12 protein-coding genes are annotated in these 13,403 nt (G+C 66.9%); 3 read left to right on the top strand and 9 right to left on the bottom strand.

Translation table 11 applies throughout. From position 1 onward, the window contains the following. Nucleotides 1-33: 33 nt before the first annotated feature. Nucleotides 34-1,341 carry an NTP/NDP exchange transporter gene (locus ACNR9O_RS01230; protein ID WP_473683730.1) on the top strand — a complete coding sequence of 436 codons (1,308 nt, stop codon included), beginning with the start codon at nucleotides 34-36 and terminating at the stop codon, nucleotides 1,339-1,341. Nucleotides 1,342-1,360: 19 nt separating this feature from the next. On the opposite strand, the gene ACNR9O_RS01235 is transcribed toward ACNR9O_RS01230, so the two are convergent. The 3 genes from ACNR9O_RS01235 to mtgA form a co-directional block, all read right to left on the bottom strand. After that, the gene (locus tag ACNR9O_RS01235) at nucleotides 1,361-1,789 is read right to left on the bottom strand and encodes a CBS domain-containing protein (protein ID WP_473683728.1); all 429 of its coding nucleotides are present in this window, start codon (nucleotides 1,787-1,789) and stop codon (nucleotides 1,361-1,363) included. Between the two features lie 101 nt (nucleotides 1,790-1,890). After that, nucleotides 1,891-2,826: a glycosyltransferase family 2 protein gene (locus tag ACNR9O_RS01240; protein ID WP_473683726.1), complete on the bottom strand. Its 936-nt coding sequence runs from the start codon at nucleotides 2,824-2,826 to the stop codon at nucleotides 1,891-1,893. 67 nt (nucleotides 2,827-2,893) lie between these two features. After that, complete coding sequence (gene mtgA / locus ACNR9O_RS01245; RefSeq protein WP_473683724.1) at nucleotides 2,894-3,631, bottom strand: monofunctional biosynthetic peptidoglycan transglycosylase; 738 nt, start codon at nucleotides 3,629-3,631, stop codon at nucleotides 2,894-2,896. Between the two features lie 192 nt (nucleotides 3,632-3,823). On the opposite strand from mtgA, the gene hslO reads away from it, so the two are divergent. Next, nucleotides 3,824-4,720, top strand: coding sequence for an Hsp33 family molecular chaperone HslO (gene hslO / locus ACNR9O_RS01250; protein ID WP_473683722.1), 897 nt, complete (start codon nucleotides 3,824-3,826; stop codon nucleotides 4,718-4,720). Nucleotides 4,721-4,729: 9 nt separating this feature from the next. Here hslO and ACNR9O_RS01255 read toward each other — a convergent pair whose 3' ends face one another. Beyond that, complete coding sequence (locus tag ACNR9O_RS01255) at nucleotides 4,730-7,624, bottom strand: bifunctional diguanylate cyclase/phosphodiesterase (RefSeq protein WP_473683720.1); 2,895 nt, start codon at nucleotides 7,622-7,624, stop codon at nucleotides 4,730-4,732. Between the two features lie 261 nt (nucleotides 7,625-7,885). Here ACNR9O_RS01255 and ACNR9O_RS01260 point away from each other — a divergent pair, with 261 nt between their 5' ends. Beyond that, nucleotides 7,886-8,797: a hypothetical protein gene (locus ACNR9O_RS01260; RefSeq protein WP_473683718.1), complete on the top strand. Its 912-nt coding sequence runs from the start codon at nucleotides 7,886-7,888 to the stop codon at nucleotides 8,795-8,797. An 80-nt stretch (nucleotides 8,798-8,877) separates the two neighbouring features. On the opposite strand, the gene ACNR9O_RS01265 is transcribed toward ACNR9O_RS01260, so the two are convergent. From ACNR9O_RS01265 to ACNR9O_RS01285, 5 genes are all read right to left on the bottom strand, one after another. Further along, the gene (locus ACNR9O_RS01265) at nucleotides 8,878-9,780 is read right to left on the bottom strand and encodes a DUF4097 family beta strand repeat-containing protein (protein ID WP_473683716.1); all 903 of its coding nucleotides are present in this window, start codon (nucleotides 9,778-9,780) and stop codon (nucleotides 8,878-8,880) included. A gap of 15 nt (nucleotides 9,781-9,795) precedes the next feature. Beyond that, nucleotides 9,796-10,221 carry a hypothetical protein gene (locus ACNR9O_RS01270; protein WP_473683714.1) on the bottom strand — a complete coding sequence of 142 codons (426 nt, stop codon included), beginning with the start codon at nucleotides 10,219-10,221 and terminating at the stop codon, nucleotides 9,796-9,798. Continuing rightward, nucleotides 10,218-10,784, bottom strand: coding sequence for an RNA polymerase sigma factor (locus tag ACNR9O_RS01275; RefSeq protein WP_473683712.1), 567 nt, complete (start codon nucleotides 10,782-10,784; stop codon nucleotides 10,218-10,220). Before ACNR9O_RS01275 ends, ACNR9O_RS01270 begins: the two co-directional genes overlap by 4 nt. A 134-nt stretch (nucleotides 10,785-10,918) precedes the next feature. Then, nucleotides 10,919-12,694 carry a phosphoenolpyruvate carboxykinase (GTP) gene (locus ACNR9O_RS01280; protein ID WP_473683710.1) on the bottom strand — a complete coding sequence of 592 codons (1,776 nt, stop codon included), beginning with the start codon at nucleotides 12,692-12,694 and terminating at the stop codon, nucleotides 10,919-10,921. Between the two features lie 127 nt (nucleotides 12,695-12,821). Next, nucleotides 12,822-13,400 (bottom strand): TetR/AcrR family transcriptional regulator, encoded by a 579-nt coding sequence (locus tag ACNR9O_RS01285; RefSeq protein WP_473683708.1) that lies wholly within the window; start codon nucleotides 13,398-13,400, stop codon nucleotides 12,822-12,824. Between the last annotated feature and the right edge of the window lie 3 nt (nucleotides 13,401-13,403).

Raw genomic sequence — 13,403 nt, forward strand, 5'->3', positions numbered from 1 at the left:
AGTCTTCGCGCGACCCACGCAGGATGTCCCCCGGTGAATTCACCCCGTCCTATCGCGACCGGCCAGGCTTATGCGCCCGTGCTGTCCGCGTTGGCGTTTTTCTTCTTGATGGCGGCCTACTACATCATCCGCCCAGTGCGCGACCAGCTCAGCGGTGCGGTGGGCTCGCAGTCGCTGCCGCTGTTCTACCTGGCGGTATTCGTGGTGATGCTGCTGCTCACGCCGGTATTCGGCATGCTGGTGGCGCGTTTCCCGCGCAAGCGGCTGCTGGCCTGGAGCTATAGCTTCTTTGCGTTGTGCCTGCTCGCCTTCGTGCCGGCGTTCATGGCGCAGGATCGCATCGGCGCACGTGGACTGGGGGTGGTGTTCTACGTCTGGGTCAGCGTGTTCAACCTGTTCGTGGTGTCGCTGTTCTGGAGCTTCATGGCGGACATCTTCGACAGCCAGCAGGCGCGGAAAGTCTTTTCGCTGATCGCGCTGGGCGGCATGGCGGGCGCGGTGGCCGGTCCGGTGCTGACCAAGCTGCTGGTAACCATGATCGGGGTAGCGCCACTGCTGGTGGTGTCTGCCCTGGCGCTGCTGCTGTCGTTGTCGTTGCTGCTATTCCTCTCGGGGCAGCAGGAACGGCAACAGGGCGGGAGCGAGCCGGTGGGCGGCTCGCTATGGGCGGGTATCCGCGAACTCTGGTCGCGGCCCTTCCTGCGCTACATGGCCATCCTGATGCTGCTGGGCGACGGCATCGGTACGCTGGCCTATGCGCTGATGGCCGATTACACCAAGGCGCACTTTGCGGACAAAGTGGCGCGCACCGCGTTCTACAACGATATCGACCTGTATACGAACGTCCTCGGCGCGATCTTGCAGCTGACCGTGACACGCTGGCTGATGGCGCGCCACGGCGCCGGTTGGGGCCTGGTGGTGCCGGCGCTGGTGAATCTGGTGCTGCTGCTGGGGCTGACGGTTGTGGGGAGCGGGCAGATCGCATGGTTCGGATACGCCGTACCGATGCTCGCCGTGACCATGGTCGGCTCGCGCGCTTTCGCCTATGGCATGACCAAGCCAGCGCAGGATGCCCTGTACACCCGCGTGCCGCGGGAGACGCGCTACAAAGGCAAGAATTTCGTGGAAACCGCCGTCTGGCGCTTCGGCGACGTGGTGGTGACGCTCGGCGTGAATCTGTTCGCCGCACTGGGCGTGACGCTGGCCGGCATGGCCTCGGTGGGAGTAGGTATTTCGGCGCTCGCCGCGTGGATCGCACGCCGCGCGGGGCACGCGCCGGACCTGGCGCCGGAGACGCCGCTGCCGCCGGCCGCGGGGCGCGATCCGGCGGTCAAGGCCTGAAGCCCCGGGCGCGTCAGCGCTATCCGGAGATGTACTTCTCGAGGTGGTCGATCTGCTCGGCCTGCTCCTCGATCACTGCTTTCACCAGGTCGCCGATGGAGATCACGCCGACGACGTGGTTGTTGTCCACCACCGGCAGATGACGGATGCGGCTGTCGGTACACAGACGCATGCAGTAATTGACATCGTTATCCGGGCTGACGGTGAGCGCAGGGGTGCTCATGATGTCCGCCACCTGGGTTTGTGCCGAGGAGCGGCCCATGAGGATCACCTTGCGTGCGTAGTCGCGCTCGGAAACCATGCCGACCAGTTGCTCGCCGCGCATCACCAGCAGCGCACCGACCTGGCGTTCGGCCATGTGCTTGATCGCGTCCAGCACCTGCGCATCCTCCGCAATGCTGAAGATCTGGTGCCCCTTGCTGTCCAACAGATGCTTGACCTTGCGCATGCCTAGCCTCCGGTGTCGCCGTGGACGTTCGCCGGAAACCAGTCTAGCGCCGCCGCGCGACGGAGGTGTAGCGCAGACGTGAATCCGGCCGGTGCAAGTTTTCAGCCCTCGCGGGAGCGGCGCCGCTCCTCGATGAAATACAACGGCCGTTGCTTGCTTTCCGCGTAGCTGCGGCCCAGGTATTCGCCGATCACGCCCAGTGCCAGCAGCTGTATGCCGCCCAGGAAGAGGATCACCAGCATCAGCGTGGGGTAGCCGCGCACCGGGTCGCCGTAGAACAGCGCCTTGCCGAGCACCCACAGTCCGTAGGTAAAGGCCAGGACGGACGCGCTCAGGCCGGTCCAAGTGGCCAGGCGCAGCGGTGCGGTGGAGAACGAGGTGATGCCTTCCACCGCCAGCTGGGTGAGTCGCCAGTAGTTCCACTTGGTGTCGCCGGCGTGGCGCGGATCGCGCTCGTAATGCACCGCCGTCTGCCGGTAGCCGATCCAGGCGAACAGGCCCTTCATGAAACGTTGGCGCTCGCGCAGCTGCCGCAGCGCATCGAGCGCGCGGCGGGACATCAGGCGGAAATCGCCGGTGTCGCGCGGCACCGGCGTATCGGAGAGCCGTTCCATCGTGCGGTAGAAGGCCGCGGAGGTGAAGCGCTTGAATCCCGTCTCGCCCGCGCGGGCGCTGCGAGTGGCGTACACCACGTCGTAGCCGGCGCGCCATTGGTCGACCAGGGCGGGGATCAGCTCGGGCGGATCCTGGAGGTCCGCGTCGATCACCACCACGGCCTCGGCATCCGCCTCGTCGAGTCCGGCGGTCATTGCCGCCTCCTTGCCGAAATTGCGGGAGAGCTTGAGTGCGCCGGCGCGCGGATCGCGCGCCGCCAGCGCTTCGGCAATCGCCCAGGTGGCGTCGCTGCTGCCGTCGTCCACATACAACACGCTGCTGCTCAGCGGCAGCTGATCGAGAACCAGCGCCAGACGCTGGTGGAACGCCTCCAGCACGGCCGCTTCGTTGTAGGCCGGGACGATGACGGTGAGCTGCGGCATGCGCGGATCCATGCGGGAAATGCGCGCATGCTAGCGGAGGGCGTGCGGGCGGGCGAGGCCGGTGCGGTCAGCGGCGCCGTACTTGCGGCGGATCATCGCTCTGCAGATAACCCGGTCCGCCGAGCTGGCCCATCTGCTGCTGAATCCATGTGGCTCGGCTCAGTACGTAGGGGCTGGGCTGGTCGGCTTTGAAGCGGCGCGGGCTGGGCAATACCGCGGCCAGCCGCGCGGCCTGGGCTGGCCCGAGGCGCGCAGGCGGCGTGCGGAAGAATGCATCGCTGGCCGCGCCCACGCCGTAGATGCCATCGCCCAGCTCGGCGATGTTCGCGTAGACCTCCAGAATGCGCTGCTTGGGCCACGTCAGTTCGATCAGCACGGTGAAGTAAGCCTCCAGTCCCTTGCGCACGAAGCTGCGGCCGTTCCACAGGAACAGATTCTTGGCCGTCTGCTGGCTGATCGTGCTGGCGCCGCGCAGGCGCTTGCCATCCTCGGCGGCATCCATGGCGTCCTGGATGGAGTCGAAATCGAAGCCGTGATGGAACGGGAATTTCTGGTCCTCGCCCGCCACCATGGCCAGCGGGACGTAGGGTGACATCTGCGACCACGGCACCCAGCGATAGCGCAGGCGGAAGTCCCTCTCGCCGTGGACCGCGGCAGAGACGCGCCGCTCCATCATTACCGCCGAGGTCCAGGGTGGTACGAAACGCAGAACCAACACCATGAGCCAGCTGAGCGCAAGCCATGCGACAGCAAGGATGAGGAGCGCGCGCAACAGTCGGGCGGGCAGAAAGCGGCGTGGCGGCATGGCGGCAGATCGGGAAGGTCGCGGCAGTATAAGAGCCTGTCGGCGCTCTGCGATGGCGGGTTTCGCGAGGCGCCTGGCTTACACTCGGCTTATCCGGTCGGTGGCGCGCGACGGATGCCCACCGCTCGCGGTCGCTTGCGTGGGCAGCCGCCGCCCCCATCTACCGGGGCTTGCCCTGAGAGGTCCGAATTCGTGGAAACCGTTCTTGTCGAAGATGTGCTGCACCGCTTCCTGCTCGAACGCGCGGGCGTGCGGGGCGTGCTGGTGCGCCTGGGCGCCGCATGGCGTGAAGTGGCCGGGCGCGCCGATTACCCTCCGGCACTGCGCTCGATGCTGGGTGAGGCGCTGGCGGCCAGCGCCCTGATGACCGGCAATATCAAGCTGGAAGGCCATCTGTCCGTGGAACTCAAAAGCAGCGGCGCGCTGCGTTTGCTGTTTGCCGAGTGCTCCGATCAGGGCCGGCTGCGCGGCCTGGCGCGCTGGAATGCCCCACTGCCAGCGGCTCTGGCATTGAATGAGCTGTCTGACGCGGTGATGGCCATCACCATCGGCAACGTGGAGCGCGGCCAGCGCTATCAAGGTCTGGTGGAACTGAGGGAGCCGGAGCTGGCTGGCGCGTTGGAAAGTTATTTCAGCCATTCGGAACAGCTGCCGGCGAGGATCCTGCTTGCCGCCGATGGCGAGCACGCGGTAGGCCTGATGCTGCAGCGCCTGCCTGGCGAAGGCGGCCATGACAGCGTGCAGGACGAGGATGCCTGGCCGCGCATTCTCCACCTGGCCGCAACTCTGGGGCGCGACGAACTGCTGACGACCGCGCCGGAGGAATTGCTGTACCGCCTCTTCCATGAAGAGGCCGTGCGGTTGTTCGAGCCGCGGCCGCTGGCTTTCGGCTGCAACTGCACGCGCGAGCGCGTGGAGTCGATGCTGCGTTCCCTCGGCCGTGAGGAGGTGGAGGCGGCGCTAGAGGCGCGTGATGGCGAAATCGAGGTCATCTGCGAATTCTGCGCACGCCGCTACACCTTCGATCGCATCGACGCCGAGCATCTGCTCAGCCATGCCGCCGCGAGCGCGCCGGATACGGCGCAATAACGGCGATGCTCAGGGCAGCGCGAAGTGGTACTCGCGCTGCAGCCATACGTCGGCGGCGCGTGGCGTGGCGAACAGGAAGCCCTGTCCGTAGCGGCAGCCGACGCGCAGCAGCGCGTCTCGCTGGCTTTCCTGCTCGATGCCCTCGGCGATCACCTGCATTTGCAGCGAATCGGCCAGCACCTGGATGGCGCGCACCACGGCGAGGCTGTGGCCGCCCTCGCGGGGCAGTTCGGTAATGAAGGAGCGGTCCACCTTCAGTGTGCTGATCGGGTACTGGTGCAGGTAGCTCAGCGAGGAATAGCCGGTACCGAAGTCGTCCAGCGCAATGCCCACACCGTGGCCGCGAAGGTTGTCCAGGATCCGCTTCACCTGCGAGGCGTTTTCCAGCAGCGCGCGTTCGGTGACCTCGATGCGCAAGCAGCGCGGCGGCACGCGGTGGGCGGCCAGCAGATCCAGTAGCCGTCTGTCCAGGTCCGGCGAGCGGAAATGCCGTCCTGAGACGTTGATGCTGACGAAGCCGTCGCTGCCGGTAAGCGCCTCCGTTTGAGCGCAGACCTGTTCGAATATCTGCCAATCGATGCTTTCCGAACAGCCGCTTTCCTCGGCTACCGCGAGGAAATCGCTCGGCGTGAGCAGGCCGCGGTCCGGGTGGCGCCAGCGCAGCAGGGCTTCGTAGCCGACGGTACGGCCGTCCTCGAGCGAGACGATGGGCTGGTAGAACGGCACGAACTCGTTGCGGCTGAGCGCGCGGCGCAGGTCGCCCTCCATCTCCAGCAGCGAGAGTGCTTCGCGGCGCAGCCGGTCGTCGAAGACGGCGGCGCGGTGGCGGCCCTCGTCCTTGGCGCGGTACATGGCCGCGTCGGCGTCGCGCAGCAGTTCCTCGGGGCGCTGATAGTGCGGGCCGGGCAGGGCGATGCCGATCGAGGCAGAGGTGAAGATCTCCTTCGCGCCGAGACGAAATGGCGTCTGCAGCTCGGCGATGATGCGCTCGGCGATGACCAGGGCCATCTTGTAGTCGGTAATGCCTTCGGCCAGCACGGCAAATTCGTCGCCGCCCAGGCGCGCGACCACGTCGCGGGTCTTCAGACAGGCGCGGATGCGTCCACCGACCTGGAACAGCAGGTCGTCGCCGACCAGGTGACCCACGGAGTCGTTGATGACCTTGAAGCGGTCCAGATCGATGAACAGCACCGCGAAGGTGTCCTGCGGATTGCCGTGGTAGCGCTGTAACGCCTGTTCCAGGCGCTGCAGCAGCAAGGTGCGGTTGGGCAGGCCGGTCAGCGAATCGTGCAGGGTTTCGTACTTGAGACGGCGCTCCACGCGTTCGCGTTCAGCGATCTGCTCACGCAGGTCGCGGTTGGCCAGGGCCAGCGCGCGCGTACGCTCGGTGACGCGCCGTTCCAGGCCGGCATAGGCTTGCTTCAGCGATTCGGTGGTGTGCTTGCGCTGCAGCGCGTTGGCGACGTGGTAGCTCACGAACGTGAGCAACTCCTGGTCGCGCACATCGTAGGTGTGCTCGGGCGAGTAGCTCTGCACCGCCAGTACGCCCATCGCCCGTTCGCCCCAGATCAGCGGTACGCCCAGCCAGCATACGGAGCGCGAACCGTGGTGGCCGATTTCGCCCTGGCGCACCAGACGGTCGATATCATCCGGCGCGGCCAGGAGTGGCTTGCCGTGGCGCAGCACATACTCGGTGAGACCGCGGCCATGCGAGCGCGGCAGGCGCACGGTGTCGAACTCGTCGATCGAATAGGGAAAGGTGAGCTGATTGGGTTCTTCGTCCAGCAGCGCGATATAGAAATTGCGCGCGTAGAGCAGGCCGCCGATCACGCGATGTACCGCAGCGTAGAAGTTGTCCAGGCTTTCGGAGGCATTGGCCAGTTCGGCGATGCGGAACAGCGCTGCTTGCAGGCGCTCCCCGCGCTGGCGCTGCAGGACCTGCTGGCGCAGCACGCGATTGGCTTCGCGCAGCGCGGCGGTGCGGCTCGCTACGCGGCGTTCCAGCTCGGCATGCGCTTCGCGGCGTTCAAGCGCGGTCTGTACGTGCTTGGCTACGTAGCTGAGAAGCTCGCGGTCGTGGTCGGTGTAATGCGTGTCCTCGCGGTAGCTCTGCACGACCAGGCCGCCGACCACGCGGCCGTCGCGTTGCAGCGGCACGCCCAGCCAATGCTCGCAGACCGGACCCAGCAGCACGAACTGGCCGGCGAACTGGCGCGACAGTTCGTCCACCGAGCCCATGATCGGCTGGCCGCCCTGCAGCAGATTCCAGGTGAGGCTGTGGCGCATGTCCTGCAGGGGCACGCTCTGGTCGGGCGAGGGCGGGTCCTTGTCCATCGTGTCCACGTAATACGGGAAGCGCACGCTGTCCGTGGCCGCGTCGTAGAGCGCGATGTAGAAGTTCTCCGCATACATCAGGCTGCCAAGGATGCCGTGCAGGGCATGCATCATGTCGGCCATGTTGTGTTCGGTACTGGCCTGGTCGGCGATGGCGTACAGCGCGCGCTGCAGGCGCTCGGCCATGGCCAGCTTGGAAATGGCCTCGTACAGACGGGAGGTCTCGGCCAGCTGGCGCAGCCGCGAGGCCGCCACCCGGCCCAGCCAGGCGATCTGGTCGCAGAGCTCGCCGCTCAGAGGTGCTTCCGGCCGCAGCGCCAACATGCGCTGGCCTTGCGGGTCCTCGGCCAGATCCAGCTGGTCGGGCAGGGTCGCCGGGGCCGGCATGTCGAGCGGCCGCCAATCCAGTCCGCCCCGGATGCCTAGCGCACGGACCATGCCGGTGCAGACCTCGGCCACGCCGGCCGCGTCGGTCGTCCGGAACAGGCCTTCCACAGCGGCATGCATCGCCGCGGAACCGGGCTCCGCAGACGGCAGGACAGGAATGGGATTGGTCGGTACTGAACTCATCCGGCGTGGACCGGTCCATGCTAGGTCACATGCTCTTTATATCGTCTCTGTTCAGCGTTGTCGCTGACGGGACGCCAGGGCGTACGCAGTGCTGGATGGGTCCGATTGTCCCTCGGATTATGCGGTCCTGGTCACCAAAAAAACGGGGGCAAAAAGGGTGTAAGCAAAAGTTAAATTGTGGTAAGCTCGGTCTGCCCGCACTCTCTGGGAGGGGAGTGCCGGTTACCCATGACGGAATGTCCTGATCCTCGGTCGAACTCCATGCGCCGCCTGTTGCTGTCCTTGCCAATCCTGCTGATGCCGCTCGCCGCGGCAGGGCAGTCGCTGGCCGGCGATACGCACGAGCTGGCGAACCGGCTGCTCGCTCAGAAGCCGGATCAGGTGGTCGAGCTGGGATCGGGTACGGCCGTGCCGCTATGGCGTGGCAGCGATGGCCGCTGGCTTGCGCTCAAGGCCGACAGCGGCATGTCCGGTGGCGGCCAGCACAACGATGGTCCGCTGCAGTTCAGCGTCGTCGACGCTTCGCGCGCCATGTCCACCGACCTCACCTATGGGCTTGGCAACAATCTGCAGGCCCACGTCGGTGTCAGCGAACAGACTTGGATGAACAATCGCGCGCCGCGCGTGATCGGCAGCGAGATCGGCGCCACCTACAGCAGCGGTCGCTACAGCGTGGGCCTCAGCCTTGGCGCCAACAGCACGCCGAACACGTCGGTGCTGCCGCGCCTGCTGCCGGGCGCGGCGCCGGGCGTCAACGGGTTGAGCGCGTTCGACAGCAGCGCGCAGCTCAATGCGCGCGGCCGGGTCGCGCTGGACAACAAGAGCGGCATTGATCTCGGCGCCAGCGTGGGCCGCGTCCGCCTGCTGCCGGGCAATCTGCTGGGCATCAATACGCTGGACCAGAAGGCGCTGAGCTTCGGCGTCGATCACGGCCCGCTGAGCGGCGGGGTGGTCGGCCGCGTGATGCAGCCTGCGTTGCCGGGTTCCGGCTACAACAGCGAGCGCCGCTGGAGCAGCATCGACCTGGGCGTGACCCTGCGCCTGCCATGGCAGGGCGAACTGAGCATCGGTGCCCAGAACGTCTGGTCGTCCGGCAATGCGGTGAATACGCCTGTGGGTCCGGAGCCGGACCAGTCGCGCACACCCTACGTGCAATATCATCAGGATCTCTGAGCGGCCAGTCCGCCGGATCATCGTCAAAAGAAAAACGCCGTCGCCAGAGCGACGGCGTTTTCGTTTACGAAGCCTCGGCGTCAGTCTTGCCGGCGAATGCGCAGGTCGCCGCTGAATGTCTCGATCTTGATCTTCGCGCCGCCGCTGCCGGCCGTGGTCTCCAGCTCGGTGCCGGGCCCGTGCTCGACCTTGCGTGGCGTGCCGAAGTCGCTGCGCAGGTCGCCGCTGAACGTATTGGCGTGGATGGCTGCGGACAGGTTGCCCGGTGTCTGCAACTGCACGTCGCCGCTCATGCTGTCCACGCTCATGTCGCCCTCCGGCGCCATGCCGCCGTTGAGCTGGACGTCGCCAGAGACCGTGCTCAGATTGAGCCGCTTCCAGGGACCGCCGCCCACGCGGATGCGACCCGACACGGTCTGCAGCTCGGCCTCGCGCTGCACGGAAGGGGCGAGGATGTCGCCGCTCACCGTCTGCAGATTCACCTTGTCCGCGCGTCCGGCCAGTTCGATGCTGCCGCTGACGCTTTCGGCTTCCACCGAGGGAGCGCGCGCATTCACGCGCACCTTGCCGCTCACCGAATTGACCCGGATGGGGCCGCCGTCGATGCCGTCGATGCTCGCCGAGGCGCTCACCACCTCCACGTCGAGCGTGGCTGCCCTCGGTACGCGCACGTCCAGGGCGGTGTCACTCATCGACGTATCGTTGTTCCAGTTGAACCAGCCGGATTTGCCCTGCGAGGTGACCTTGAGCGAAAGGTGACCGTTGTCGCCCTCGAGGGTCAGCGGCCGGGCGCCGTCGCCGAGCCGCCCGCCCACCTGTACCTGGTTACGGTCCCAGGCGGTGATGTTGACCGAGCCTTTGACGTTGCTGATCTCCAGGCGCACGGTGGGGGTGGCGTCGTGGGTGAGATTGATCGGGGTATCGGCCAGGGCCTGGCCGATCGACAGCGCCAGCAGGAGGGGGAGATAGCGTGCGGTTTTCATGGGTGTCTCCTTGGCTCAGCCCGCCTGTTGTTCCAGCAGACGCAGTTGCGATTGTCGTTTCTGAGTGAGATCCAGCAGCCGCTGCAGGGCAGGGGAATGCGGAGCCTGCTGGATGGCCTGTTGCAGTTCCATGCGTGCCGCATCGAGTTCCACCGCGGCGCCGGCCAGGCGCGGATCGGCGGGCTTCCACGCTTCGACTTTGTGCGCCTCGGGCACGGCCGGTGCGTCGACGCGCAGGCGCTGGTTGACGCCGATCGCCAGCAGGGACAGCCCGGCGAAGCTGGCGGCGAGCAGCCAGCCCTGGCGGCGCGGCGCGCGTGCCGGAGTGGCCGCGGCCGCGGGGACATCGAGCTTCGCTTCGATGTCCGCCCACAGGTCGCGCCGCGGGGACGCGGGTTCGCGCAGGGCGCGCATCTGGCGATGCCATTCGAATTCGTTCATGACGCTTCTCCAAGAACCTTTCGCAGCAGTCCGCGGGCGCGGTGCAACTGCGCTTTCGACGAGCCGACGGCCATGCCCAGCTCGGCGCTGATTTCTTCGTGTCGCCAACCTTCGACATCGTGCAGCACCAGCACGGCGCGGGCACGCGGCGGCAGGCGGCCAATGGCCCGTTCCAGCTCTTCGCGCTCGGCTGCGCAGAACGGCGTTTCGCCGTGGTCGGGCAGGTCGTCCTCGTCCATCGTGCTCACGGGGTCGGAGCCGCGCGAGCGGATATCCATCAGCGCGACGTTGACCGCCAGGCGATACAGCCAGGTACCGAAGGCGCTTTCGTGGCGAAAGCCGTCGAGCTTCTGCCAGGCGCGCACGAAGGCATCCTGAGTGATGTCCTCGGCACGGGCATGGTCGTAGCCGGCCAGGCGATATACCGCGCCGTACACGCGATCCACATGCCGCCGGTAGAGCCGCTGGAACGCGACGCGATCGCCGGCCGCGGCCGCGCGCACGTCGTCGGCGTCGTCGGCGGCGTCGTCGTCGTCGGGCGCTGCGACGATGGCAGGCGGCATGGAGCTTCCGGTAGCGGGGCAGGCGCTGATCATCTTGCTAGCTTGGATGCGCCCGCAAGCGGCAAGGTTTAGAGGCCTGGGAGTGACTGCAGGAGAAAGTGGCGGCCGGCCGAACGGCGGGCCGCCACGGGCGGTCAGGAAGCGACGGCCTGAGAGCGCGACGCGCCGGCCAGCGCGTCGCCGACGCGGCGCAGCTCGTCATGGAGCTGCTGCGGCATGCGGGGGCCGAACTCGCGCAGGTAGTCGCCGATGGCGCCGACTTCGGCCTGCCAGCCTTCCTGGTCGACATGCAGCAGTTCGTCCAGCGCGGCGCCATCGATGGCGAGGCCGTCCATGCGCAGCTCATGGCGCGCGGGCAGGGTGCCGATCGGCGTCGCGACTCCCTGAGCCTTGCCTTCCACGCGCGCGATCATCCATTCGAGTACGCGCAGGTTGTCGCCGAAGCCCGGCCACAGGAACTTGCCGTCCTTGCCCTTGCGGAACCAGTTGACGTGGAAGACCTTCGGCAGCTTCGCGCCGGGCTGGTCGAACGACAGCCAATGTTGGAAATAGTCGCCATAGTGGTAGCCGCAGAAGGGCTTCATCGCCATGGAGTCGCGGCGCAGCACGCCGACCGCGCCGGTCGCGGCGGCCGTGGTTTCCGAGCCCATCGCGCCACCGACCAGGACGCCGTGCGCCCAGTCGCGCGCCTCGAACACCAGCGGCACCAGCGAAGGCCGGCGGCCGCCGAACACGATCGCGCTGATCGGCACGCCTTGCGCATCCTCGGCCTTGGGCGACCAGGTGGGGCATTGCCTGGCGCTCACCGTGAAGCGCGAGTTCGGGTGCGCCGCGGGGCCGTTGGCCGGGTCGTAGGGACGGCCCTGCCAGTCGCGCGCCGGCTCGCCCGGCAGACCTTCCCACCAGGGCTGGTTGTCGGCGGTCACAGCGACGTTGGTGAAAATCGTGTCGCGCGCGATGCTGGCCAGCGCATTCGGATTGCTGTTCGCGCTGGTGCCCGGCGCCACGCCGAAGAAGCCGGCTTCCGGATTGATCGCGTACAGGCGGCCGTCCGCGCCCGTGCGCATCCAGCAGATATCATCGCCCACGGTCCATACCTTCCAGCCGTCACGGCGATAGCCCTCAGGCGGAATCAGCATGGCGAGGTTGGTCTTGCCGCAGGCCGACGGGAAGGCGGCCGCGACGTAATGCGTCTGGCCCTGCGGGTTTTCTATGCCCACGATCAGCATGTGCTCGGCGAGCCAGCCCTCGGACTTGGCTTGCCAGCTGGCGATGCGCAGCGCGTGGCACTTCTTGCCAAGCAGCGCATTGCCGCCGTAGCCGGAGCCGTACGACTTGATGGTCAGCTCCTCGGGGAAATGCATGATGAAGCGGCGTTCCGGATCCAGCTCGCCGGTGGAATGCAGGCCCTTCACGAAGCTTCCTTCCCACTCGATGCGCGACTGCGCCGCGGCGCCCATGCGCGTCATGGTGCGCATATTGGCCACCACGTAGGGGCTGTCGGTGATTTCGACGCCGCAGCGGGCCAGCGGGGAATCGATCGGGCCCATGCAGTACGGGATGACGTACATGGTGCGGCCTTCCATGCAGCCGGCAAACAGGCCGTCCATCTTGGCGTGAGCCTCGGCCGGCGCCATCCAATGGTTGTTGGGGCCGGCGTCCTCGCGGTCCTCCGTACAGACGAAGGTGAGGTGTTCGACGCGGGCTACATCGGAGGGGTTCGAGCGGTGCAGGTAGCAGCCCGGGTGGGTCTCCTGGTTCAGCTCGATCAGGTCGCCGGTCTGCAGCATCTGCTGCACCAGTTCCTGATATTCGGCGTCAGAGCCATCGCACCAATGGATGCGGGCGGGGCGGGTCAGCGCCGCCACCTCGTCAACCCAGCGCTGCAGCGCCTCCAGCTTGCTCGCCATGCGTTCCTCACTCTGGTCTTAGGACAAAAAAGAGTAGAAACGGTAGTTTGCGTGAACTGGCATTTGCAAGGCGGAGTGCAGCAAAGCGGCCCCGAAATGCCGGCAAGCCGCTGATGCGGCTTGCCTTTCAGGCCGGCGTGAGCGTGCGGATCATGTGCTCGACGTAGGCGTCGAACTCTTCATGGCTGATGCGCGGTAGACCCAGCGTGAAGTTGAGCTGCAGGAAGCCGACATAGGCCGCGTACGTCAGGCGAGCCCGGTTGAGCGCCTCCGACGGCGGCAAGCCGGCCTCGCGGTAGATGGTGGTGAGGAATTCCATGCGCCGCTGCGACACGCGAGCCATCACCGGCACCACCTGCGGGTGGTCCAGCGCCTTGAGCAGGGCGGCATAGACGCGGTGCGGGGCAATTTCGTGGGCGACGCGGCGGAACAGTTCCGGCAGGCGCGCGCGCGGATCGGGCATGGCCTCGATCTGGCTGATGACTTCGCGCTCGCCGTACTGCTCCCAGCGCTCCAGGGCGGCCTGAAGCAGGGCTTCGCGGGTACGGAAATGCCAATAGAAGCTGCCCTTGGTCACGCCCAGCTGGCGGGCCAGGGCTTCTACGGCGAGGGCGCCGACACCTTGGTCGGCGATCAGCTTGAGGGCGGCATCTTCCCAATCCTCGGCGGAGAGGCGGGTACGTTCGGGTTTGGCGCTCACATTCATGTG

It is taken from the genome of Dyella sp. CR10 (assembly GCF_055814425.1).